The 22,782-nt window shown below is 71.7% G+C and carries 21 protein-coding genes; all 21 read right to left on the reverse strand.

Going from position 1 to position 22,782, the window contains the following annotated elements; translation table 11 throughout:
- Positions 1 to 95: 95 nt before the first annotated feature.
- The 21 genes from LIX60_RS09295 to LIX60_RS09395 all read right to left on the reverse strand — a co-directional run bounded on the left by LIX60_RS09295 (position 96) and on the right by LIX60_RS09395 (position 22,324).
- A complete protein-coding gene (locus LIX60_RS09295; protein ID WP_043459635.1) occupies positions 96 to 545 on the reverse strand; it encodes a DUF2550 domain-containing protein in 450 nt (149 codons plus the stop codon).
- 125 nt (positions 546 to 670) lie between these two features.
- The gene (locus LIX60_RS09300; protein ID WP_019710004.1) at positions 671 to 1,048 is read right to left on the reverse strand and encodes a F0F1 ATP synthase subunit epsilon; all 378 of its coding nucleotides are present in this window, start codon (positions 1,046 to 1,048) and stop codon (positions 671 to 673) included.
- A gap of 132 nt (positions 1,049 to 1,180) precedes the next feature.
- Complete coding sequence (gene atpD, locus LIX60_RS09305) at positions 1,181 to 2,635, reverse strand: F0F1 ATP synthase subunit beta (protein WP_019710005.1); 1,455 nt, start codon at positions 2,633 to 2,635, stop codon at positions 1,181 to 1,183.
- Between the two features lie 5 nt (positions 2,636 to 2,640).
- A complete protein-coding gene (locus LIX60_RS09310) occupies positions 2,641 to 3,558 on the reverse strand; it encodes a F0F1 ATP synthase subunit gamma (RefSeq protein ID WP_227958024.1) in 918 nt (305 codons plus the stop codon).
- Between the two features lie 2 nt (positions 3,559 to 3,560).
- On the reverse strand, positions 3,561 to 5,132 hold the full coding sequence (gene atpA, locus LIX60_RS09315; RefSeq protein ID WP_030545776.1) for a F0F1 ATP synthase subunit alpha: 1,572 nt from the start codon (positions 5,130 to 5,132) through the stop codon (positions 3,561 to 3,563).
- Between the two features lie 119 nt (positions 5,133 to 5,251).
- Positions 5,252 to 6,067, reverse strand: coding sequence for a F0F1 ATP synthase subunit delta (locus LIX60_RS09320; RefSeq protein WP_227958025.1), 816 nt, complete (start codon positions 6,065 to 6,067; stop codon positions 5,252 to 5,254).
- A complete protein-coding gene (locus tag LIX60_RS09325; protein WP_019710009.1) occupies positions 6,064 to 6,621 on the reverse strand; it encodes a F0F1 ATP synthase subunit B in 558 nt (185 codons plus the stop codon). Before LIX60_RS09325 ends, LIX60_RS09320 begins: the two co-directional genes overlap by 4 nt.
- A 41-nt stretch (positions 6,622 to 6,662) precedes the next feature.
- On the reverse strand, positions 6,663 to 6,899 hold the full coding sequence (locus LIX60_RS09330; RefSeq protein WP_019710010.1) for an ATP synthase subunit C: 237 nt from the start codon (positions 6,897 to 6,899) through the stop codon (positions 6,663 to 6,665).
- Positions 6,900 to 6,974: 75 nt separating this feature from the next.
- On the reverse strand, positions 6,975 to 7,796 hold the full coding sequence (gene atpB / locus LIX60_RS09335) for a F0F1 ATP synthase subunit A (RefSeq protein WP_227958026.1): 822 nt from the start codon (positions 7,794 to 7,796) through the stop codon (positions 6,975 to 6,977).
- 264 nt (positions 7,797 to 8,060) lie between these two features.
- Positions 8,061 to 8,498: a hypothetical protein gene (locus tag LIX60_RS09340; protein ID WP_227958027.1), complete on the reverse strand. Its 438-nt coding sequence runs from the start codon at positions 8,496 to 8,498 to the stop codon at positions 8,061 to 8,063.
- 325 nt (positions 8,499 to 8,823) lie between these two features.
- On the reverse strand, positions 8,824 to 10,176 hold the full coding sequence (locus tag LIX60_RS09345; protein WP_227958028.1) for an MraY family glycosyltransferase: 1,353 nt from the start codon (positions 10,174 to 10,176) through the stop codon (positions 8,824 to 8,826).
- Positions 10,177 to 10,598: 422 nt separating this feature from the next.
- Positions 10,599 to 11,189 (reverse strand): protein-tyrosine-phosphatase, encoded by a 591-nt coding sequence (locus tag LIX60_RS09350; protein ID WP_227962685.1) that lies wholly within the window; start codon positions 11,187 to 11,189, stop codon positions 10,599 to 10,601.
- A gap of 119 nt (positions 11,190 to 11,308) precedes the next feature.
- Complete coding sequence (locus LIX60_RS09355; RefSeq protein WP_227958029.1) at positions 11,309 to 11,956, reverse strand: L-threonylcarbamoyladenylate synthase; 648 nt, start codon at positions 11,954 to 11,956, stop codon at positions 11,309 to 11,311.
- A gap of 103 nt (positions 11,957 to 12,059) precedes the next feature.
- Positions 12,060 to 12,899: a peptide chain release factor N(5)-glutamine methyltransferase gene (gene prmC / locus LIX60_RS09360; protein WP_039822278.1), complete on the reverse strand. Its 840-nt coding sequence runs from the start codon at positions 12,897 to 12,899 to the stop codon at positions 12,060 to 12,062.
- A 137-nt stretch (positions 12,900 to 13,036) separates the two neighbouring features.
- Complete coding sequence (gene prfA / locus LIX60_RS09365) at positions 13,037 to 14,116, reverse strand: peptide chain release factor 1 (RefSeq protein ID WP_019710017.1); 1,080 nt, start codon at positions 14,114 to 14,116, stop codon at positions 13,037 to 13,039.
- 147 nt (positions 14,117 to 14,263) lie between these two features.
- Positions 14,264 to 14,488 carry a 50S ribosomal protein L31 gene (gene rpmE / locus LIX60_RS09370; protein ID WP_030545799.1) on the reverse strand — a complete coding sequence of 75 codons (225 nt, stop codon included), beginning with the start codon at positions 14,486 to 14,488 and terminating at the stop codon, positions 14,264 to 14,266.
- A 212-nt stretch (positions 14,489 to 14,700) separates the two neighbouring features.
- Positions 14,701 to 15,813: an LCP family protein gene (locus LIX60_RS09375; protein WP_227958030.1), complete on the reverse strand. Its 1,113-nt coding sequence runs from the start codon at positions 15,811 to 15,813 to the stop codon at positions 14,701 to 14,703.
- A 184-nt stretch (positions 15,814 to 15,997) separates the two neighbouring features.
- Positions 15,998 to 18,091 carry a transcription termination factor Rho gene (gene rho / locus LIX60_RS09380; RefSeq protein ID WP_095756850.1) on the reverse strand — a complete coding sequence of 698 codons (2,094 nt, stop codon included), beginning with the start codon at positions 18,089 to 18,091 and terminating at the stop codon, positions 15,998 to 16,000.
- A 353-nt stretch (positions 18,092 to 18,444) separates the two neighbouring features.
- Positions 18,445 to 19,401, reverse strand: a complete 957-nt coding sequence (thrB, locus tag LIX60_RS09385) for a homoserine kinase (protein WP_227958031.1) — start codon at positions 19,399 to 19,401, stop codon at positions 18,445 to 18,447.
- A 528-nt stretch (positions 19,402 to 19,929) separates the two neighbouring features.
- Positions 19,930 to 21,021: a threonine synthase gene (gene thrC / locus LIX60_RS09390; RefSeq protein WP_227958032.1), complete on the reverse strand. Its 1,092-nt coding sequence runs from the start codon at positions 21,019 to 21,021 to the stop codon at positions 19,930 to 19,932.
- A 10-nt stretch (positions 21,022 to 21,031) separates the two neighbouring features.
- Positions 21,032 to 22,324 (reverse strand): homoserine dehydrogenase, encoded by a 1,293-nt coding sequence (locus LIX60_RS09395; protein WP_019710023.1) that lies wholly within the window; start codon positions 22,322 to 22,324, stop codon positions 21,032 to 21,034.
- Positions 22,325 to 22,782: the final 458 nt, after the last annotated feature.

Genomic DNA, 22,782 nt, shown 5'->3' on the forward strand with positions numbered 1-22,782 from the left:
CCGGACCGCGTCCGGCGGGGCCCCGCTCTCTAGGCCACGTTCACCCTCCCCCAGACTCCGTCCGGGGGCACCCCCAACCAACGAGACGCCCTTCTTCAGGCCACATTGACTCGTTGCCCCGGTGGGGCGGCTTCGAGCCAGGCGAGGAAGCCGGTCAGGGCGTCCTCGCTCATCGCCAGTTCCAGGCGGGTGTCGCGGTGCGTGCAGCCGAGGACGACGGCGTCGGAGAGCAGGGCCAGCTCCTCCTCGCCCTGCGGGGTGCGGCGCGCCACCACCTCGATCGCGGAGCGCTCCAGGACCCGGCGGGGCCGGGGCGCGTAGGAGAACACCCGGAACCACTCGATCCGGTCGCCGCTGTAGCGGGCGACTCCGTAGATCCAGCCCTTGCCGCTGGGCTCGGGCTCCCCCTCGGGTACGTCCCAGCGCAGGCTGCAGTCGAAGGTGCCGCCGGAGCGCTGGATCAGTCTGCGCCGCAGACCGAAGACGAAGAGCCCCAACAGCACCAGCGCGACGACCGCGCCGCTCAGCACAAGAGCGAGGACCATCTCCACCGACCTCCTCGCCTCACGTACCCGACCAGTATGACGTCATGTATCGCAACAGCCGCGGACTGCCCCGGAGGTTCCCGGAGTGGTCCGCGGCTGTGCTCATCGTGCGTGTCGTGACCGTCTCAGCGCTTGCTCGCGGCCGCGACCAGCCGGATCTCCGCGCGCCGCTCGGCGGCGGCGTCGGATTCCGACTTGGCTCGTTCCAGGGCCCGCTCGGCCCGGGCGGTGTCGATCTCCTCGGCCAGCTCGGCGATCTCCGCGAGCAGCGACAGCTTGTTGTCGGCGAAGGAGATGAAACCGCCGTGGACGGCGGCGAGCACCGTACCGCCGTCGGTCGTACGGATGGTCACCGGGCCGGTCTCCAGCACACCGAGCAGCGGCTGGTGGCCGGGCATGACGCCGATGTCACCCGATGTGGTGCGTGCGACGACCAGGGTGGCCTCGCCGGACCAGACACTGCGGTCCGCGGCGACCAGCTCGACGTGCAGCTCAGCAGCCAACGTGGCTCCTCGGGTCTCCACCTGCCGTGACAGGTGTCCAGAAGGTCTGGGGGTAGGAATGTCCGGGCTTCACAGAATAACGGGCGTGGATCCGGGGGCGGGACGGGCCCGCCCCCGGACACCGGACGGGGGTCAGGAGACGCCCAGCTCCTTGGCCTTGGCCTTCAGGTCGTCCAGGCCACCGCACATGAAGAACGCCTGCTCGGGGAAGTGGTCGTACTCGCCGTCGGCGATCGCGTTGAACGCGGCGATCGACTCGTCCAGCGGAACGTCCGATCCGTCGAGACCGGTGAACTGCTTCGCCGCGTGGGTGTTCTGCGACAGGAAGCGCTCGATACGGCGGGCGCGGTGGACGACCAGCTTGTCCTCCTCGCCGAGCTCGTCGATACCGAGAATGGCGATGATGTCCTGGAGGTCCTTGTACTTCTGCAGGATCCCCTTGACGCGGGAGGCGCAGTCGTAGTGGTCCTGCGAGATGTAGCGCGGGTCCAGGATGCGGGACGTCGAGTCCAGCGGGTCCACCGCCGGGTAGATGCCCTTCTCCGAGATCGGCCGGGAGAGGACCGTCGTCGCGTCGAGGTGCGCGAAGGTCGTCGCCGGGGCCGGGTCGGTCAGGTCGTCCGCGGGCACGTAGATCGCCTGCATCGAGGTGATCGAGTGGCCGCGGGTCGAGGTGATGCGCTCCTGGAGGAGGCCCATCTCGTCCGCGAGGTTCGGCTGGTAGCCCACCGCGGAGGGCATCCGGCCGAGCAGCGTGGAGACCTCGGAACCGGCCTGGGTGAAGCGGAAGATGTTGTCGATGAAGAACAGCACGTCCTGCTTCTGCACATCGCGGAAGTACTCCGCCATGGTCAGACCGGCCAGGGCGACCCGGAGACGGGTGCCCGGGGGCTCGTCCATCTGGCCGAAGACGAGGGCGGTCTGCGGGAGAACGCCGGACTCGGCCATCTCCTCGATCAGGTCGTTGCCCTCACGGGTGCGCTCGCCGACACCGGCGAACACGGAAACGCCCTCGTGCAGCTTGGCCACACGCATGATCATTTCCTGGATGAGCACGGTCTTGCCGACGCCGGCGCCGCCGAACAGACCGATCTTGCCGCCCTTGACGTACGGGGTCAGCAGGTCGACGACCTTCAGGCCGGTCTCGAACATCTCGGTCTTGGACTCGAGCTGGTCGAAGGCGGGGGCCTGGCGGTGGATCGGCCAGCGCTCGGTGACCTCGGACTCGGCCTCCGGCTCGTTCAGGATCTCGCCGAGGGTGTTGAACACCCGGCCCTTGGTGACGTCGCCGACCGGGACGGTGATGCCCTTGCCGGTGTCGGTCACGGGGGCCCGGCGGACGAGGCCGTCGGTGGGCTGCATGGAGATGGCACGGATCACGCCCTCACCCAGGTGCTGGGCGACTTCCAGGGTCAGCGTCTTGAGGGCGCCGTCCTGGGCCGGGTCCGCGACCTGGACGGTCAGGGCGTTGTAGATCTCCGGCATCGCGTCGACGGGGAACTCCACGTCGACGACCGGGCCGATGACCCGTGCGACGCGGCCGGCGGCCACGCCGACCGGAGCGGTCGGCTCAACAGTGGTGGTCATAGTTGTCAGTCACTCCCCGCGTTCGCGTCGGCCAGGGCGCCAGCGCCACCGACGATCTCGCTGATTTCCTGGGTGATGTCGGCCTGGCGGGCCGCGTTGGCAAGCCGCGTCAGCGACTTGATGAGCTCTTCGGCGTTGTCGGTGGCCGACTTCATCGCGCGGCGGCGGGCGGCGTGCTCGGAGGCGGCCGACTGCAGCAGGGCGTTGAAGATGCGGCTCTCGACGTACCGCGGCAGCAGGGCGTCGAGGACTTCCTCGGCGGAGGGCTCGAAGTCGAACAGCGGAAGGATCTCCGCCTTCGCCCCCTGCTCCGCCGCGCCCGCCTCGGCGAGGCTGAGCGGCAGCAGCCGCTTCTCGACCGGCGACTGCGTCATCATCGACACGAACTCCGTGAAGACGATGTGCAGTTCGTCCACGCCGCCCTCGGCGGTGTCCTGGACGGCCGCCTCGATCAGCGGGGCCGCGACGGCCTTGGCGTCCGCGTACGACGGGCTGTCGGTGAAGCCGGTCCACGAGTCCGCGAGCTTCCGCTCCCGGAACGTGTAGTAGGCCACGCCCTTACGGCCGACGACGTACTGGACGACCTCCTTGCCCTCCGCGACGAGCTTCTCCCGGAGCGTCTCCGCCGCCTTGATGGCGTTGGAGGAGTAGCCGCCGGCCAGTCCGCGGTCGCTCGTGACGAGCAGGACCGCGGCCCGGACGGGCCGCTCCGTCTCGGTGGTCAGCGGGTGCTGGGTGTTCGAGCCGGTGGCCACCGCCGCCACCGCGCGGGTGAGCTCCCGCGCGTACGGCGAAGAGGACTCCACCTGGCGCTGGGCCTTGATGATGCGCGAGGCCGCGATCATCTCCATCGCCTTGGTGATCTTCTTCGTCGCGGTGACCGACTTGATACGGCGCTTGTAGACCCGGATCTGGGCACCCATGCTCAGCCCTCACCCAGCAGCTTGCCGTCCGAGGTCTCGAACTGCCGCTTGAAGGAGGCGATGGCGTCGGCGAGCGCCTGCAGGGTGTCGTCCGACATCTTGCCGCCCTCGCGGATGCTCGTCATCAGGCCCTTGTGCTCGCGGTGGAGGTAGTCCAGCAGCTCGCTCTCGAAGCGGCGGATGTCCTCGACCGGCACGTCGTCCATCTTGCCGGTGGTGCCGGCCCAGATGGAGACGACCTGGTTCTCCGTGGAGAACGGCGCGTACTGGCCCTGCTTCAGCAGTTCCACCATGCGCTTGCCGCGCTCCAGGGAGGCCTTGGAGGCCGCGTCCAGGTCGGAACCGAAGGCGGCGAACGCCTCCAGCTCACGGAACTGGGCGAGGTCCACGCGGAGCCGGCCGGAGACCTGCTTCATCGCCTTGTGCTGGGCGGAGCCACCGACACGGGAGACCGAGATACCGACGTTCAGCGCCGGCCGCTGGCCCGCGTTGAAGAGGTCGGACTCCAGGAAGCACTGGCCGTCGGTGATGGAGATGACGTTGGTCGGGATGAACGCCGAGACGTCGTTCGCCTTGGTCTCGACGATCGGGAGCCCCGTCATCGAGCCCTTGCCCAGCTCGTCGGAGAGCTTGGCGCAGCGCTCCAGCAGCCGGGAGTGCAGGTAGAAGACGTCACCCGGGTAGGCCTCACGGCCCGGCGGGCGGCGCAGCAGCAGGGAGACGGCGCGGTAGGCGTCGGCCTGCTTGGACAGGTCGTCGAAGACGATCAGGACGTGCTTGCCCTGGTACATCCAGTGCTGCCCGATGGCCGAGCCGGTGTACGGGGCGAGGTACTTGAAGCCGGCCGGGTCGGACGCCGGGGCCGCGACGATCGTCGTGTACTCCAGGGCACCGGCCTCCTCCAGCGCGCCGCGCACGGACGCGATGGTGGAGCCCTTCTGGCCGACGGCGACGTAGATGCAGCGGACCTGCTTGTCCGGGTCGCCCGAGCGCCAGTTGTCGCGCTGGTTGATGATCGTGTCGACGGCCAGCGCGGTCTTGCCGGTCTGGCGGTCGCCGATGATCAGCTGACGCTGGCCGCGGCCGATCGGGGTCATCGCGTCGACGGCCTTGAGGCCGGTCTCCATCGGCTCGTGCACCGACTTGCGCGCCATGACGCCGGGGGCCTGCAGCTCGAGGGCGCGGCGGCCCTCGGTCGCGATCTCGCCGAGGCCGTCGATCGGGTTGCCCAGCGGGTCGACGACGCGGCCGAGGTAGCCCTCGCCGACCGCGACGGAGAGCACCTCACCGGTGCGCTGCACCGGCTGGCCCTCCTCGATGCCGCTGAACTCGCCGAGCACGATCGCGCCGATCTCGCGCTCTTCCAGGTTGAGGGCGAGACCGAGGGTGCCGTCCTCGAACCTGAGCAGCTCGTTCGCCATGGCCGAGGGCAGCCCCTCGACCTTCGCGATGCCGTCGCCGGCAACGCTTACCGTACCGACCTCCTCGCGCGAGGCCGCGTCCGGCTTGTACGCCTGGACAAAGTTCTCCAGCGCGTCCCGGATCTCCTCCGGCCGGATCGTGAGCTCCGCCATCTGGGTTCCCTGCTCTCCTTGTTGGGCCCGAAGTCTTTGGGGGTCTGGGGTTGTGCCCCCAGAGGACTCTGCACGGCCCAACCCGGGCCGCTGTCATGCTTGTTGAGTTGGTGGCCTGCTCAGCCGGCCATCCGCCGCGACACCTCGTCGAGGCGGTCGGCGATGGTGCCGTTGATGACCTCGTCACCGATCCGCACCTGGATCCCGCCGAGGACCCCGGGGTCCACGTCGAGGTTGAGGTGCATCTGCCGGCCGTACAGCCGGGCCAGCCCGTCGCCGAGGCGCCGCTTCTGCTCGTCGCTGAGCGGCACCGCCGAGGTGACGACCGCGACCAGGCGGTCACGGCGGTCCGCGGCCAGCTTGGACAGCGCGTCCAGCCCACCGTCCAGGCTACGTCCCCGCGGCCGCGTCACGAGTCGCGTCACCAGCCGCTCGGTGACCGGGTTGGCCCGGCCTCCCAGCAGCCGGCGGAGCAGCTCGGCCTTGGCCGGTGCCTCGGTGCCGCGCTCGGCGAGTGCCGCGCGCAGCTCGGGGCTGGAGGCGACGATCCGGCCGAACCGGAACAGCTCGTCCTCCACGTCGTCCAGCGCGCCGGACCGCTGCGCGGCGATGAGCTCGGCGGTGCTCGCCAGCTCCTCGATCGCGTCCACCAGGTCGCGCGAGCGCGACCAGCGGGAGCGGACCATGCCGGTGACGAGGTCGGCGGTCTCGCCGCCGACCTGGCCCGCCAGCAGGCGCCCGGCCAGTTCGGCCTTGGCCTCGCCGGCCTGCGCCGGGTCGGTGAGGACCCGACGCAGCGACACCTCGCGGTCGAGCAGGCCCGTGACGGCGGCCAGCTCCTCGGCGAGCTTCGCCGCGTCCACGGACGTGTTGTCCGTGAGCGCGTCGAGACGCTCGCGTGCGGCAGCCAGTGCCTCGCGGCTCGCTCCGTTCATCGGCCGGCCTCGGCCTTCGTCGCCGCCTTGGTCTCCAGCTCGTCCAGGAAGCGGTCGATGACGCGGCTCTGCCGGGCGTGGTCCTCGAGGGACTCGCCGACGAGCTTGCCGGCCAGGGTCGTGGCGAGCGTGCCCACGTCCTGGCGCAGCGCCTGCGCGGCCTGCTTGCGGTCGGCCTCGATCTGGGTGTGACCGGCGGCGATGATCTCCTCGCGCTGCCGCTGGCCCTCCGCGCGCATCTCGGCGATGAGCGCGGCGCCCTGCTCCTGGGCCTCCTGGCGCAGCCGCGCCGCCTCGTGCCGGGCTTCGGCGAGCTGGGCCTTGTACTGCTCCAGCACGTCCTGCGCCTCGGTCTGGGCCGCCTCGGCCTTCTCGATGCCGCCTTCGATGGCCTCGCGGCGCTCTTCCAGAACCTTGTTGATGGTCGGGAGGAGCTTCTTGGCGAGCACGCCGAAGACGATGGCGAACGCGATCAGGCCGATGACGAGCTCTGGGATCGGCGGGATCAGAGGGCTCTGAGGCTCCTCCGCCGCCAGGTGAACCAGAACGTTCACATCAGTGCCTTTCGTCGAAAAGTGGTGTCGGTGAGCTCAGATCAGGTACCGAACACGAACGGCATGACGAGGCCGATCAGGGCCAGCGCCTCACAGAACGCGAAGCCGAGGATCTGGTTGGCACGGATGAGACCGGCCGCCTCGGGCTGGCGGGCGAGCGCCTGGGTGCCGTTACCGAAGATGATGCCGACGCCGACGCCGGGGCCGATGGCCGCGAGGCCGTAGCCGATGGAGCCGAGGGAGCCGGAGACGGCGGCGAGGTTCTCCACAGCGGACATGCTGTTTCTTCCTTCTCTTTCACAAGCCGGTGGGGGTTGGCCACCGGACATCTATGGGCGGGGAGGCTGGGCTGCTCAGTGGTGCTCGGCGAGCGCGCCCTGGACGTAGACGCACGCCAGCAGGACGAAGACGTACGCCTGGACGGCCTGGATGAAGAGCTCGAAGACGGTCATCACGAGGACCATGAGGAACGAGACACCGGCGTAGGCGATGCCGATCCCGTTCAGCAGGTACCAGCTGGCGATGGTGAAGAGCACCAGCAGGGTGTGACCGGCGAACATGTTCGCGAAGAGCCGGACCGCGTGGGTGAACGGGCGGACCAGCAGGTTCGAGAAGAACTCGATGGTCATGGCCAGCGGCAGCACGGCGCCCAGCGACTTGTCGTAGCCGGTGACGTTCTTGAAGAAGCCGACGAAGCCGTGCTTCTTGAAGGTCAGCGAGATCCAGAGGATATAGACGATCGCCGCCAGGACGGCCGGGTACGCGATGATCGAGGTCACCGGGAACTGGGCCAGCGGGATGATGGACCAGAGGTTCATGATCCATACGAAGAAGAACAGCGAGACCATGAGCGGGACGTACTTCTCGCCGTCCTTCTTGCCCATCGTCTGGTAGACGATGCCGTTCCGGACGAAGTCCAGGCCGGCTTCGCCGACCATCTGGAGCTTGCCGGGCACGACCTTCGGCTTCGCGAACGCCATCCAGAAGAAGCCGACGACCACAATGGTGCTGAGCAGCGCCAGCAGCATCGGCTTGTTGAAGTAGAAGTCGGAGTGCCTGTCGCCGACGATCGGCTCGAAGATGAACGACCACAGGCTGGGGGCCGGGAAGCCGCACCCGGAGAAGATGTGGCAATCGGTCTCGAACGCGAGCACCGTTGTCGGGTCAGCACTCACCGCGAGCTCCTTCAGCGTGGCGCATAGGTACGGCAACCTCGTTGTGTCGGCGCGGCACGGAGCCGCGGTTCGGCACTGGACTGGTGTTACGGGTTTGGGGGCGGCCGGCCGGCGCGGAGCCGTGTGGCCGACGGGGCGTCAGCCGCGGGGACCGCCGGTTCCGTCCCGTGGAATCGGGGAGCCCGGCCGGCCGCTCGCGCTGTGCCGCAGTTGGAACCGGACGATAGCAGGCCCGCTTACGCGTTCTTGACGCGCCCCCTGTCATCACGCGGCCGACCCCCGGGCGCCGGGCTCGCTCCGCCCGGCCTGCTCGGGATCGACGTACAGGATCTTCGCCTTCATGTGCGCGCGGGCCTGCGCCGCGACCCAGACGAGGGTGGCCGCCACCAGCGAGGCCGCGAAAGCCTTGTGGTCGAAGAGCGTGGTGTTCTTGAACGCGGCCACGAAGACGAAGAGCAGCAGCAGCTGGGTGGTGTAGAGCATCAGGCCCATGGCCTGGAACAGCTGCGGGTACTGGCGCCCCGTGTGCTGGAGCACGAAGATGCCGATCCCCATGAAGAGGATCACCACCGCCGTGCCGAAGACCGCGCCGAGGGCGCCCTTGCCACCGGCGAGCGCCGCGGCCGCGGCGACGGCGACCACACCGACGGCGGCGGTGGGCCCCGCCGTGTGCAGGAGCATTCGGGCGTCGTTCGACTGCATGGAGGGCAGCTCCGTGGAGTGGGGGTCGAGACATCGTCGAGGACGAGCGTAAGGCCCGGCTGAGGTGCCACCTCCGGGCCGGCGACCCGTCGCACTGCGGTCACCGACCCCGCTTCCGGGTCTTCGTGAACGGTATCACAAACTATTTGATGAGGTCTTTACTCACTTGGTGTGCCGACTGTCACACGGACGGGCTAATCCGCAGGTCATCGGGGTGCACCCGAACGAGTCCCCCGCGGGGGGAATTCTCACGAGCCGGCAAAGTCCGCACCGTCCGGTGCCGGCCGTGGGCGGACGGCCCGCGGAAGTCCGCGGAACCTCCGGTTCAGCCCCGGCTGCCGGCCTTGCTGCGCTGCGGGACGCGGTGGCCGCCGCGGGCGCCGACGGCTGTCGCACCGTTGGCCCGCGCCACCGTACCGGACCGCTCCGCGCCCGCCGCACCGGCCGCCGGGGAGGCCGGCGACGGCCCCGCCTCGTCCGCCTCGTCCGCCGGCTCGGCCGGGCGCCCCTTGTTGCGGTAGCGGGGCGGCACGAGCGCCTGCGCCCAGCGCGGCACCCGCGGGGTGAAGCGGGGCAGCAGCAGGATGAAGAGACCGACGGCACTGAACATGGCCAGCGCCAGCACCACCCACACACTGGCGGAGTTGACCGAGTAGGCGACCGCGGAGAAGCCGATCAGCGCCGACCAGAAGTACATGATCAGCACCGCCCGGCTGTGCGAGTGGCCGATCTCCAGCAGCCGGTGGTGCAGATGGCCGCGGTCGGCCGCGAACGGCGACTGCCCGTTCCAGGTGCGCCGGACGACGGCCAGCACCAGGTCGGCGACCGGCACCGCGATGATGCTCAGCGGCAGCAGCACGACGGGGATGTAGACGGGGACCGTCGACTTCACGGCCTCCTTCTCGGAGCCGGTGGCCGCCTGGAGCAGGTCGGGGTCCACCTGGCCGGTGATGGAGATGGCGCCCGCCGCCAGCACCAGGCCGATCAGCATCGATCCCGAGTCGCCCATGAAGATCCGGGCGGGGTGCATGTTGTGCGGCAGGAAGCCCAGGGCCATGCCCATGAGGATGACGGCGAAGAGCGTCGCGGGGGCCGCGGCCTCGACGCCGTAGCCGTACCACATGCGGTACGCGTACATGAAGAACGCCGCGGCGGCGATGCAGACCATGCCCGAGGCCAGCCCGTCGAGGCCGTCCACGAAGTTCACCGCGTTGATGGTGATGACGACGAGCGCCACGGTCAGCAGGGTGCCCTGCATGGGTGTGAGAGCCACCGAGCCGACGCCCGGCACCGGGATCCACAGGATCGTGAGGCCCTGCCAGACCATCACACCCGCCGCGATCATCTGGCCGCCCAGCTTGATCAGCGCGTCCACGCCCCACTTGTCGTCGAGCACGCCCAGCAGCCAGATCAGGGCGGCGCCGGCCAGCAGCGCCCGCGGCTCACTGGAGAGCTCGAACATCTCACCGATGTTCGACATCTGCGAGGCCACCAGCAGTCCCGCGCAGAGACCGCCGAACATGGCGATCCCGCCCAGCCGGGGCGTCGGCTCGCGGTGGACGTCACGCTCGCGGATCTCCGGCATCGCGCCGGCCGCGATCGCGAACTTCCGCACCGGCCCGGTCAGCAGGTAGGTGACCGCGGCGGTGACGCAGAGCGTCAGCAGGTATTCACGCACGAACTGCCCCAGGGGTCTCGCCGGCCATCTAGGCCCCACAGCCTATGCCGCCGCACACCGGTCGCGTGCACGAGCCTCCGGCAGGAGCCCCGTACTGCGGTGTTCCTCACGGCCTCTTCACAAGGTTCACCGGGGCGGCCACCGCGCCGGGCGTTCCGGGGCCTGGCGGCCACGGTCCGGGAGCGCCGGCCGGGAACCGCCGTTCCCGTAAGGACGTACGCGCGCCGCGGATGGTTCCCCGACCGACCCGCCTGCCCGGAAATGACCCGGGGATTCACGGATGTCCGCATGTCCGCAGCAGGACGGCAGGCCGGCCGGTGGGCGGTCTACGCGCGTCACCCGCGGGCCGGCCGGTGGGGCGCTGTTCCGGAGCGGGAGGAGGGGAGAAGGGGCCCGTCACCGGGCCGGGGAGCGGCGGCCGGTTACGGCCGGGGGGCGGGGACGCCCGTGAGCGCGGTGAGCATCGGGTCGAGGGCCTGCTGGATCTCCTCGCCGATGGAGCGGAAGAAGGTGATCGGCGCACCGTAGGGGTCGTGCACCTCGTCGGCCTCGGCGCTGGGCGCCAGCAGCCAGCCCCGCAGCGCCGCGGCGGCGCGCACCAGGGCGCGGGCGCGGTCGACGACGGCGCCGTCGGGCTCGGGGCCGGGCAGCGTCGCCGGGTCTATGGCCCGTACCAGCCGGGTGAACTCCTTGAGCGTGAAGGTGCGCAGGCCCGCCGAGTGCCCCATGGAGATCACCTGGGCCCGGTGGTCGCGGGTCGCGGTGAGGACGAGGTCGGCGCGGATGACGTGCTCGTCGAGGAGTTCCCGGCCGGTGAAGCCGCCGGGGTCCGCGCCGAGGTCGGTGAGGACGGTCGCCGCGTGCGCCTCCATGGGAGCGCCCTCGTGCCCCCAGGTGCCGGCGCTCTCCACGATGATGCCGCAGGGGCCGCCGAGCCGGTGGGCGAGGGCATGGCGGGTCAGCCGCTCGGTGATGGGCGAGCGGCAGACGTTGCCGGTGCTGACGTGGAGGATGCGGAAGACGCCGGGCTCCCCGCCTCCGTCCGGTACGGAGAAGACGCCCGGCCGTGGTCCCGGGAAACCGCCCACGCGGCCCGGGAGGCCGTCCGCTATGCCACGCCTCTGGGGCGCCGTCAATTCGCCACCTCGAGGCCGGGTACCACCTCGCGGAGCTGGTCCGCGGAGAGCGCTCCCTCGCGCAGCAGCACCGGCACCTTGCCGGTGACGTCCACGATGGAGGAGGCCACGGCGGCGGGGGTCGGCCCGCCGTCGAGGTAGACGGAGACGGAGTCGCCGAGCATCTCCTCCGCGGCGTCGCAGGTCTGCGGCGAGGGGTGGCCGGTGAGGTTGGCGCTGGAGACGGCCATCGGGCCGACCTCGGTCAGCAGCTCGATGGCGACCGGGTGCAGCGGCATGCGGACGGCGACGGTGCCGCGGGTGTCCCCCAGGTTCCACTGGAGCGAGGGCTGGTGCCGGGCGACGAGGGTGAGCGCGCCGGGCCAGAAGGCGTCGACGAGCTCCCAGGCCAGCTCCGAGAAGTCGGTGACCAGGCCGTGCAGGGTGTTCGGCGAGCCGACGAGCACGGGCGAGGGCATGTTGCGGCCGCGGCCCTTGGCCTCCAGGAGATCGCCGACGGCCTCGGAGCTGAACGCATCCGCGCCGATCCCGTAGACGGTGTCGGTGGGGAGGACGACGAGTTCGCCGCGGCGGACGGCGGACGCGGCCTCGCGCAGCCCGGTCTTGCGGTCGGTCGCGTCGGTGCAGTCGTATCGCCGTGCCATTAACGGGCCTCCCTCGGCCGGAGCGCTGTCTGCTCGCTGGGGTCAGTGTGACGGGTGCGGCCGGTGTCGCCGCCGCTTCCGCGGGAAGCGGTCGCCGTGTCGGTCATGGCATGGCCCGGCGGGCCGTGGCGAACCGCGGACGGTTGTTGAGGTCGGGGTGGTCGGCCGCGTCGGCCCAGCCCCGCTCCTCGGTGAAGATCCACGGCACCTGGCCGCCCTGGGTGTCGGCGTGTTCGACGACGACGACGCCGCCGGGGCGGAGCAGCCGGTGCGCGGTGCGTTCGATGCCGCGGATGGTGTCGAGGCCGTCCTCACCGGAGAAGAGCGCCAGTTCGGGATCGTGGTCGCGCGCCTCGGGGGCCACGTACTCCCACTCGGTGAGCGGGATGTACGGCGGGTTGGAGACGACGAGGTCCACCTGGCCGTCGAGTTCGGGGAGGGCGTCGAAGGCGTTGCCCTGGTGCAGGGTGACGCGGGAGCCCTCGACATTCCTGCGGGCCCAGCGCAGCGCGCCCTCGTCCAGCTCCACGGCGTGCACCCGGGAGCGCGGCACCTCCTGCGCGAGGGCCAGCGCGATGGCGCCGGAGCCGGAGCAGAGGTCCACGATCAGGGGTTCGGCCACGTCCATGGCGCGTACGGCGTCTATGGCCCAGCCGACGACCGACTCGGTCTCCGGGCGGGGCACGAACACCCCCGGCCCGACCTGGAGTTCCAGGTAGCGGAAGAAGGCGCGGCCGGTGATGTGCTGGAGCGGCTCGCGGGCCTCGCGGCGGGCGACGGCCTCCCAGTAGCGGGCGTCGAAGTCCGCGTCGGCGACGGTGTGCAGCTCGCTCCGCTTGACGTTGTGCACGAAGGCGGCGAGTTCCTCGGCGTCGAAGCGCGGTGAGGGCACGCCGGCGTCGGCCAGCCGCTGGGTGGCCTGGGCCACCTCGGCGAGCAGCAGCGACCGGGGGCGCGCGGGGCGCCCGCCGGCAGCGGGCGGGTACGGGGGTCGTCCCCCGGAAGAGGGCGGCACGCTGTTCCTCCAGCCGGTCCGGCGGTGCGGGCTTCGGTTCGTCCCTGGGTGGCGGACGTCCGGGTCTACTGGGCGGCGGCCAGCTTGGCCGCCGAGTCGGCGTCCACGCAGGCCTGGATGACCGGGTCCAGGTCTCCGTCGAGCACCTGGTCCAGGTTGTACGCCTTGAAGCCGACGCGGTGGTCGGAGATGCGGTTCTCCGGGTAGTTGTAGGTGCGGATGCGCTCGGAGCGGTCGACGGTGCGGACCTGGCTGCGCCGGGCGTCCGACGCCTCCCGCTCCGCCTCCTCCTGCGCGGCGGCCAGCAGCCGGGAGCGGAGGATGCGCAGCGCCTGCTCCTTGTTCTGGAGCTGGCTCTTCTCGTTCTGGCAGGAGACGACGATGCCGGTGGGCAGGTGGGTGATGCGCACCGCGGAGTCGGTGGTGTTGACGGACTGGCCGCCGGGGCCCGAGGAGCGGTAGACGTCGATCCGCAGGTCGTTGGGGCCGATCTCGACCTCGACCTCCTCGGCCTCGGGCGTGACGAGAACACCGGCGGCGGAGGTGTGGATGCGGCCCTGCGACTCGGTGGCCGGGACGCGCTGCACGCGGTGCACCCCGCCCTCGTACTTCAGCCGCGCCCAGACGCCCTGGCCGGGCTCGGTGGCGCCGTTCCCGCCCTTGGTCTTCACGGCGACCTGGACGTCCTTGTAGCCGCCGAGGTCGGACTCGTTGGCCTCCAGGATCTCGGTCTTCCAGCCGGCGCGCTCGGCGTAGCGCAGGTACATCCGCAGCAGGTCGCCGGCGAACAGGGCCGACTCCTCGCCGCCCTCCCCCGCCTTGACCTCCAGGATCACGTCCTTGTCGTCGCTGGGGTCGCGCGGGACGAGCAGCAGCCGCAGCCGCTCGGTGAGCTCCTCGCGCCGGATCTCCAGCTCCTTGACCTCGTCCGCGAAGTCGGGGTCGTCCAGCGCGAGTTCGCGCGCCGCCTCGATGTCGTCGCCGGTGCTCCTCCAGGAGCGGTACGCGGCGATGACCGGCGTCAGCTCGGCGTAGCGCTTGTTGAGCCGGGTCGCCTCGCGCTGGTCGGCGTGGACCGTGGGGTCGGCGAGCCGTTTCTCGAGATCGGCGTGCTCGCCGATCAGTTCTTCGACCGCCTCGAACATCGGGATTCGTTTCCTCGGAAGTGGGGTGGGACGGGCGGGGCTGCCCGTGGGGGGGTGCGGATGGCCGGGAGGGCCCGGTGGACGACAAAGCGCCGGTCCGGCCGCCCCTGGCTGGAGGGGCGGCCGGAGTCCGGCGCCGTGGGGTCGCTACTTCTTGGCGGACCCGGCGTTCTTGCCGAAGCGGGCCTCGAAGCGGGCCACGCGGCCACCCGTGTCGAGGATCTTCTGCTTGCCCGTGTAGAACGGGTGGCACTCGGAGCACACGTCGGCGCGGATGGCGCCTTCCTTGACGGTGCTGCGCGTGGTGAACGAGGCTCCGCAGGTGCAGCTCACCTGGGTCTCGACGTACTCGGGGTGGATGTCGCGCTTCAAGGGATGCTCCTAAGGTTCGGGAGGGCACCGGGTCGTCCGGGCCCCGCCTGCCCGATGGCGGACGAGGTGGGGTAACCGCCCGTACGTGAACCGGGGCCGACGCACCAGTCTGCCAGGACCGGGCGCATCTCCCAAAACCGGGGGCGGGGCCGTTCTATTCCCCGCCCCGCCCGCCCGGGGCCGCCCGGGGCGGGCCGCCCGGCCCCGGGCCCTCAGGAGCCGCCGAGGACCTCGTCGGAGTCCTCGCGGGCCTGGTCCCCGGCGGAGCCCTCGGTGGCGGAGGCCGGGACGGGCCGGTCCTGGCGGAGGGCGTCCCAGACGGTGCGGGTCTTGTCCTTCAGCGGCACCACGCGGTTGCCGTCCTCCGGGTCGTACTCCACCGGCAGGGTGATCATCTTCAGGTCCTCGGAGCCGATCTCCCGCATGCTCCGGGAGAAGTCCAGCAGCTTCTTCACCCCGGACAGCCCGGTGTCCGTGGTGAGGGCCTGGGTGGCGGTGTCGGCGACGCCGTAGAGCTTGCCCGGGTCGCTGAAGAGGCCGATCTCCCCCACCTGGTCGAGCAGGGCCTTGAGGAAGGCCTGCTGGAGGTGTATCCGGCCGAGGTCGCTGCCGTTGCCGATGGCGTGCCGGGTGCGGACCAGGCCGAGGGCCTGCTCGCCGTCGAGGACGTGGGTGCCGGGGGGCAGGTCGAGCCGGCTCTTCTTGTCCTCGATCCGCTCCTTGGTGGTGAGCTCCACGCCGCCGAGTTCGTCGACGAGCTTCTTGAAGCCGGTGAAGTCGATCTCCAGATAGTGGTCCATCCGGATGCCGGAGACGGCCTCGGCGGTCTTGACGGCGCAGGCCGGCCCGCCGATCTTGTACGCCTCGTTGAACATCGCGCGCCGGGCGGGCGGATGCGTCCCCTCGCCGTCCTTGCGGTCGCAGGCGGGGCGCCGCACCAGGGTGTCCCGGGGGATGCTGACGACGGTGGCCTCGCGGCGGCCCTCGTGGATGTGGACGATCATCGCCGTGTCGGAGCGGGAGCCGCTCTCGCCGGCGCTGCCGTACTTCTTGTTGGCGCCTTTGCGGGAGTCGGAGCCGAGCACCAGGATGTCCGTCGAGCCGTTGTCGAGGTCCTCGGGCCGGTCGGTGCCGAGGGCGGCGTCGATGTCGATGTCGCGGAGGTTGCCGTCGAGCTTCGCCCAGACGTAGCCGAGGCCGGCGCCGCCCAGCAGCACGACCGCGGAGAGCACCCAGGCGGTGATTTTCAGTGCTCGGCGGCGGGCGGTGCCCCGGTCGCCGGTACCGGATGCCCCGCTCTCCCCGTTCCTCGCTTCGTCCGCCATGTGCTCCCCACGTTGTCGCTGTCCGGTTACCCCCATTTGGAGCCCTCAGACCCCCGGCGCCGCTCCCCCGCGCGGCCGGGCCCCTCTCCGGTGCCCGGCCACCCCCCGGTACGCGGCGAGGGGGCTCCCCCGCCGTGGCGGTGGAGCCCCCTTCCGGCTGCCGTGGTCTCCCGCGGCGGCCGGGTCAGTCGTTGCCGTTGCCCGGTGCCGGGGTGGTCTTCTGGATCTGGAGCAGGAACTCCGCGTTGCTCTTGGTCTCCTTGAGCTTGTCCAGGAGCAGCTCGATGGCCTGCTGGGAGTCCAGGGCGTGCAGCACCCGGCGGAGCTTCCAGGTGATCGCGAGCTCGTCGCTGCCGAGCAGGATCTCCTCCTTGCGGGTACCGGACGCGTCGACGTCCACCGAGGGGAAGATCCGCTTGTCGGAGAGCCGGCGGTCGAGCTTGAGCTCCAGGTTGCCGGTGCCCTTGAACTCCTCGAAGATCACCTCGTCCATCCGCGAGCCGGTGTCGACCAGCGCGGTGGCCAGGATGGTCAGCGAGCCGCCGTCCTCGATGTTCCGCGCGGCGCCGAAGAAGCGCTTCGGCGGGTACAGCGCGGTGGAGTCGACACCACCGGAGAGGATCCGGCCGGAGGCCGGGGCCGCGAGGTTGTACGCGCGGCCGAGGCGGGTGATCGAGTCCAGCAGGACGACCACGTCGTGACCCAGCTCGACCAGGCGCTTGGCCCGCTCGATGGCCAGCTCGGCGACGGTGGTGTGGTCCTCGGCGGGGCGGTCGAAGGTCGAGGAGATGACCTCGCCCTTCACCGACCGCTGCATGTCGGTGACCTCTTCCGGACGCTCGTCGACGAGGACGACCATCAGGTGGCACTCGGGGTTGTTGCGGGTGATCGCGTTGGCGATCGCCTGCATGATCATGGTCTTGCCGGTCTTCGGCGGGGCCACGATCAGACCGCGCTGGCCCTTGCCGATCGGTGCGACCAAATCGATGATCCGGGTCGTCATCAGGTTCGGCTCGGTCTCCAGACGGAGCCGGTCCTGCGGGTAGAGCGGGGTGAGCTTGCCGAATTCCGGGCGGCCGCGGCCGGTCTCGGGCGCCATGCCGTTCACCGAGTCCAGCCGCACCAGGGCGTTGAACTTCTCGCGGCGCTCGCCCTCGCGGGGCTGGCGGACCGCGCCGGTGACGTGGTCGCCCTTGCGCAGGCCGTTCTTGCGGACCTGGGCGAGGGAGACGTAGACGTCGTTCGGGCCCGGCAGGTAGCCGGAGGTCCGGATGAACGCGTAGTTGTCGAGGATGTCGAGGATGCCCGCGACGGGGATCAGGACATCGTCCTCGGAGACCTGCGGCTCGCCGCCGAACTCCTCGCGCCCGCGGCGGCCCCGGCGGTCGCGGTAGCGCCCGCGGCGGCCGCGGCGGCCGCCCTCGAAGTCGTCGCCGTCGTCGTCGCGCTGCTGCTGGCCGCCGCGCTGGTCGCGCTGGCGGTTGCCGCCCTGGCCGCCGCCGTCGTCGTTCTTGTTGCGGCGGTTGTTGCCGCGGTCGCCCCGCTCGCCGCGGTTGTCCCCGCGGTCACGGCGGTCGCCCTTCTGGCCGCCCTGGCGGTCGCCGCCCTGGCCACCGCCCTGGCGGTCGCGGTCGCCGCCCTTGCCGCCGCGGCCCTCGGCTCCGGCGCCGTCCTGCCGCTCCCCGCCCTGCGGGGCGGTGCGGGTCTCGGCGCGGCTCCGGTCGCCCTCCTGGGCTCCGCCGGAGGTGTCGGCGGCGGTCTCCTCGGGGCTGCCGGCCTGCGCGGTCGCGCGGCGCCGGCGGCGCTCGCCGCCCTGCGGCGGCTCGTCACTGGCCGGCTGGCCGGGGATGTCGATCTGCTGCTGGGGGCCGGTCTTGCCCTCGGCGCGGTCCGCGGCCTCGGCTCCGGCGCCCTCCTCGCCCGTACGGGCCTTGGAGGTGGCGCGGCGGCGCGGCTTGGCGGGGGCGGCGTCGGCGGAGGACGCGGCCTGGTCCGCGGAGTCCTTGGCGGGGGCGGCGCCGCCCGCCTGCTTCTCCTTGATGACCTCGATGAGTTGGCTCTTGCGCATCCGCGCGGTGCCCTTGATGCCGAGCGCGGAGGCAACCTGCTGCAGCTCGGCCAGGACCATGCCCTCGAGGCCGGTGCCGGAGCGGCGTCGCCTCGGAGCACCAGTGGCAGCACCGGTGGCAGGCGCGGCAGGAGCGTCCGTGGCGGGCGCGGAGGCTGCGCCGACGTTCTCGTCGGCAGTCACGCCCATCAGATCGGTGGTGTCGCTCACGAAGGGTCCTTCCCTGGAGCGGGCGTCGGCCTGTCTGGCTCGGCGACCGGTTGTGCTGTCCGGCTGCGGTCCCGGGTGTCCCGGACCGGCCGGTGCGGTGGTCCCGCCCATAGGCGGAGAATCATGGATTGGCCCGGCGGGGAGACTGTCCGGATGTCCGCCACGCCGATTCCGGAGCGTGCTCACATCTGCTCAGGCAGGCTGCACAGGCAGTTGAGGAGGCTCCCGGAAGAATGGTGTCCCCGAGGGGGACACAAAGCACCGCACCGCTCAGGTGCCAGGTGCTGACTTGAGGTTAACACTACCGGACCCAACAAACATTCCCCCTCTCGAAGACCGGCAATCGTTGGATGTCACCCGGCGGTCCGCGGGCTGCCCCCGGGGATTCCGCCCTGCCCCGTCAGCGGCAGGACACAGGTGCCCGAGCCGTCCAGGGACAGCCTGTTGGCCGCCCATCCCTCCCCGGCGAGCTGCGCGACCTTGTCGGCCGTGCTCTCCTCGGCGAGGGCCAGCACCGTCGGGCCGGCGCCGGAGATGACGGCGGGGACGCCGTCCTGGCGGAGCCGGGCCACCAGGGCCGCGCTCTCCGGCATCGCCGGGGCCCGGTACTCCTGGTGGAGCCGGTCCTCGGTGGCGGCGAGCAGCAGTTCGGGACGCCGGGTGAGGGCCTCGACGAGCAGGGCGGCCCGGCCGGCGTTGGCGGCGGCGTCGACGTGCGGCACCGTGCGCGGCAGCAGGCCGCGGGCGGTCTCGGTGAGCACGGGGGTGGAGGGGACGAAGACCACGGGCACGACGCTCGGCGCGGGGTCCATCCGGATGGCGCGGGCGGATCCGCCGTCGGTCCAGGCGAGGGTGAAGCCGCCGAGCAGGCAGGCGGCGACGTTGTCGGGGTGGCCCTCGATCTCGGTGGCCAGCTCCAGCAGCGCGGTGTCGTCGAGCTTCTCGGCCCCGCCTATCGTCACCGCGCGGGCGGCGGTGATGCCGGCGCAGATGGCGGCGGAGGACGAGCCCAGGCCGCGGCCGTGCGGGATGCGGTTGGCGCAGACCACTTCGAGGCCGCGCGGCTGGCCGCCGAGCAGGTCGAAGGCGGTGCGCAGGGAGCGTACGAGGAGGTGGCTCTCGTCCCGCGGGAGCGTTTCGGCGCCCTCGCCGGCGATGTCGATGTGCAGCCCCGACTCGGCGACGCGGACCACGACGTCGTCGTAGAGCCCCAGGCCGAGGCCGAAGGCATCGAAGCCGGGGCCGAGATTGGCGCTGGTCGCGGGGGTGCGCACCCGGACGGCGGCGGCTCGGAAGGCGGGACCGGCCATCGCTCGATGACTCTCCTTGTTCTGGGGCAGCGGGGTTCCCTCGGTGGGACCCCGCCGGGGTCGGCGTGCAGATGCTTCTGCCAGGGACTCCGCCCGTGGCCGGTGGCGGCCCGGCAGTGCTGGCTCTGCCAGTACTCTGCGTGCCCTGCCGGAGCCATGCATATGCATCCGGCATGCGGGGGACGGGCGGGGTTCGTCCTCCAGCCTATCGAAGGAAGGTTCTGTCGCGACATAGGGCGCACAGGAGGCGCACGATGCGTGTCGTCCCCGTTCCGTGCTTCCGGATACGGTCTGCGGCGGTTGCGGCCGGAGCGGGCCGGACCAGGTGTTTCCGCCCGGTCCGGGGCTCCTGTCACCGTCTGCGGGGGCTTGGGTGCGGCCGGGCGGCCGGGGAGGATGCGTCCCGGCCCGTGGCGCCTGTTCCGGACCGGTGGCGCGGGGTCCGGTGGCCCGGTTCCGGCACGGATACTGCCGGCCCCCGGCGCGGGCGGTTCGCGCGCGTCCGCGCCGGGGGCCGCTTCCGGCGGGTCAGGCCAGGCCGAGCCGCTCGGCGGCCACGTCGGCGTCCACGGGGACGGTCACCGGCTGCGGGGCGCCGGCCACGGCCCAGTCCGGGTCCTTGAGGCCGTTGCCGGTGACGGTGCACACGATGCGCTGGCCGGGGTCGACCTTGCCCTGCTCGGCGGCCTTCAGCAGGCCGGCGACGCTCGCGGCCGAGGCGGGTTCGACGAACACGCCCTCCTGGGAGGCCAGCAGCCGGTAGGCGGCCAGGATCTGACGGTCCGTCACCTCGTCGATGAGGCCGCCCGACTCGTCCCGGGCCCGCTCGGCGAACTCCCACGAGGCCGGGTTGCCGATGCGGATGGCCGTGGCGATGGTGTGCGGGTCCTTGACCGGCTCGCCGCGCACGATCGGCGCGGAACCGGAGGCCTGGAAGCCCCACATCCGCGGGCGCCGGTCCGCCATGCCGTCGGCCGCGTACTCGCTGTAACCGCGCCAGTAGGCCGTGATGTTGCCCGCGTTGCCGACCGGGAGGACGTGGATGTCGGGGGCGTCGCCCAGCATGTCGGCGATCTCGAAGGCCGCGGTCTTCTGGCCCTCGATGCGGACCGGGTTGACCGAATTGACCAGCGACACCGGGTACTTGTCGGAGAGGCCGCGGGCCAGCGTCAGGCAGTCGTCGAAGTTCCCGTCCACCTGGAGGATCTTCGCGCCGTGCACCAGGGCCTGGCCCATCTTGCCCAGCGCGATCTTGCCCTGCGGCACCAGCACCGCGCAGACCATCCCGGCCCGCACCGCGTAGGCGGCGGCCGAGGCGGAGGTGTTGCCGGTGGAGGCGCAGATGACGGCCTGCGCGCCCTCCTCCTTGGCCCGGGTGATGGCCATCGTCATCCCGCGGTCCTTGAAGGAGCCGGTGGGGTTGGCGCCCTCGACCTTGAGATGGACCTCGCAGCCCGTGCGCTCGGAGAGCACCTGCGCGGGGACGAGCGGCGTGCCGCCCTCGCGGAGGGTGACGATCTGGGTGTCCGCGGTCACCGGCAGCCGGTCGCGGTACTCCTCGATCACCCCCCGCCACTGGTGGGTGGCGCCCCGGCGGGGACCTGTGCTGTGTGCGGCCATGGTTTCTTCCTTACTCCCCTTCGACCCGCATGATCCCGGCGACACCGCGCACGGTGTCCAGCGCCCGCAGGGCGCCGACCGTCGCCGAGAGCGCCGCGTCGCTCGCGCGGTGGGTGACCACCACGAGGGACGCCTCGCCGTCCTTGACCTGCTGGTGGACGGTCTCGATGGACACGCCGTGCTCGTTGAACTCCGCGGCGACCTGGGCCAGGACGCCCGGCTTGTCGGCGACGTCGAGGCTGATGTGGTAGCGCGTGACCACCTCGCCCATCGGGCTCACCGAGAGCCGCGAGTACGCGGACTCCCCCGGTCCCGTCGCGCCGTTGAGCTTGTTGCGGCAGACCGCCACGAGGTCGCCGAGAACCGCGGAGGCGGTGGGCGCGCCGCCGGCGCCCGGCCCGTAGAACATCAGCTGGCCGGCGGCCTCTGCCTCGACGAAGACGGCGTTGTACGCCTCGCGGACGGAGGCGAGGGGATGGCTCAGCGGGATCATCGCCGGGTGGACGCGGGCGGTGACGGAGCGGCCGTCCTCGGCGCGCTCGCAGATCGCCAGCAGCTTGACCGTGCGGCCCATGCGGCGGGCGGAGGCGATGTCGGCGGCGGTGACCTCCGTGATGCCCTCGCGGTGCACATCGTCCAGGCGGACCCGGGTGTGGAAGGCGATGCCGGCGAGGATCGCGGCCTTCGCGGCGGCGTCGAAGCCCTCGACGTCGGCGGTGGGATCGGCCTCGGCGTACCCGAGGGCCGTCGCCTCATCGAGCGCCTCGGAGTAGCCGGTGCCGCCGGTCTCCATCCGGTCGAGGATGAAGTTGGTCGTGCCGTTGACGATGCCCAGCACACGGTTGACCTTGTCGCCGACGAGGGACTCGCGCAGCGGGCGGACCAGGGGGATGGCACCGGCGACGGCGGCCTCGTAGTAGAGGTCGGCGCCGTGCCGCTGGGCGACGGCGTGCAGGGCGGCGCCGTCCTCGGCGAGCAGCGCCTTGTTGGCCGAGACGACGCTCGCGCCCTGCTCGAAGGCCGTGGTGATCAGCGTGCGGGCGGGCTCGATGCCGCCGATGACCTCCACCACGACGTCGATGTCGCCGCGTTTGACGAGGGCGGTGGCGTCGGTGGTGACCAGCTCGGCGGGTACGCCCTCGCGGACCCGGTCCGGGCGGCGCACGGCGATGCCGGCCAGCTCGACGGGGGCCCCGATGCGCGCCGTGAGATCGTCCGCGTGCGTCGTCATGATGCGTGCCACCTCGGAGCCGACCACTCCACAGCCCAGCAGCGCCACCTTCAGCGGACGCGTACGCATCATCCGACCTCGTCTCTCCGCGCATCTCCCGGAACCGTGCCGGGGGCTTCCCGGAAGTCTGCCCGGGGCGCTCCCGGGACCGTCACCGGGTCCCGATTGTCTTGGCTCCCCACCAGTCTCACTCACCGGGTGGGTCGCTCCGGGGTTTGTCCGGATTCCGAGACTGCCGGAAGCCGGGGGTGGGTGCGGGGGTGCGGCAGCGGTTGCCTGCCCCGCCGCGAGCGTGCGGTACGGGCGGCGCGGCCGTACCGCGGTGGCGCAGTGCCGCCGTACCGCGGTGCCGCCGTGGCGGATGCGCGCCCGTCCGGGCTCCCGTACCGGCTTCCACCGGCTTCGCGCGGGTGGGAGCCGGTACGACGCAGGACTACCGCACGGGGCGGGGCGGCGGAAGGGCGCGGGGGCGCGGGGTGGCGGATGTCACCCGGCGCCCGGGGTGCCCGCACTCCGTCACCCCCGCGCCC

Source organism: Streptomyces sp. S07_1.15, from assembly GCF_020739505.1.
In the GTDB taxonomy this organism is placed as follows: domain Bacteria; phylum Actinomycetota; class Actinomycetes; order Streptomycetales; family Streptomycetaceae; genus Streptomyces; species Streptomyces xinghaiensis.

Excerpts from the sequence above, each read along its gene's own strand:
- atpA (WP_030545776.1), bottom strand. The coding sequence starts at position 5,132 with ATGGCGGAGCTCACGATCCGGCCGGAGGAGATCCGGGACGCGCTGGAG.
- prfA (WP_019710017.1), bottom strand. The coding sequence starts at position 14,116 with ATGTTCGAGGCGGTCGAAGAACTGATCGGCGAGCACGCCGATCTCGAG.
- LIX60_RS09295 (WP_043459635.1), bottom strand. The coding sequence starts at position 545 with ATGGTCCTCGCTCTTGTGCTGAGCGGCGCGGTCGTCGCGCTGGTGCTG.
- LIX60_RS09310 (WP_227958024.1), bottom strand. The coding sequence starts at position 3,558 with ATGGGTGCCCAGATCCGGGTCTACAAGCGCCGTATCAAGTCGGTCACC.
- LIX60_RS09355 (WP_227958029.1), bottom strand. The coding sequence starts at position 11,956 with ATGGCACGGCGATACGACTGCACCGACGCGACCGACCGCAAGACCGGG.
- LIX60_RS09330 (WP_019710010.1), bottom strand. The coding sequence starts at position 6,899 with ATGTCCGCTGTGGAGAACCTCGCCGCCGTCTCCGGCTCCCTCGGCTCC.
- thrB (WP_227958031.1), bottom strand. The coding sequence starts at position 19,401 with ATGGCCGGTCCCGCCTTCCGAGCCGCCGCCGTCCGGGTGCGCACCCCC.
- atpD (WP_019710005.1), bottom strand. The coding sequence starts at position 2,635 with ATGACCACCACTGTTGAGCCGACCGCTCCGGTCGGCGTGGCCGCCGGC.
- thrC (WP_227958032.1), bottom strand. The coding sequence starts at position 21,021 with ATGGCCGCACACAGCACAGGTCCCCGCCGGGGCGCCACCCACCAGTGG.
- LIX60_RS09340 (WP_227958027.1), bottom strand. The coding sequence starts at position 8,498 with ATGCAGTCGAACGACGCCCGAATGCTCCTGCACACGGCGGGGCCCACC.
- LIX60_RS09375 (WP_227958030.1), bottom strand. The coding sequence starts at position 15,813 with ATGGCGGACGAAGCGAGGAACGGGGAGAGCGGGGCATCCGGTACCGGC.
- LIX60_RS09320 (WP_227958025.1), bottom strand. The coding sequence starts at position 6,067 with ATGAACGGAGCGAGCCGCGAGGCACTGGCTGCCGCACGCGAGCGTCTC.
- LIX60_RS09395 (WP_019710023.1), bottom strand. The coding sequence starts at position 22,324 with ATGATGCGTACGCGTCCGCTGAAGGTGGCGCTGCTGGGCTGTGGAGTG.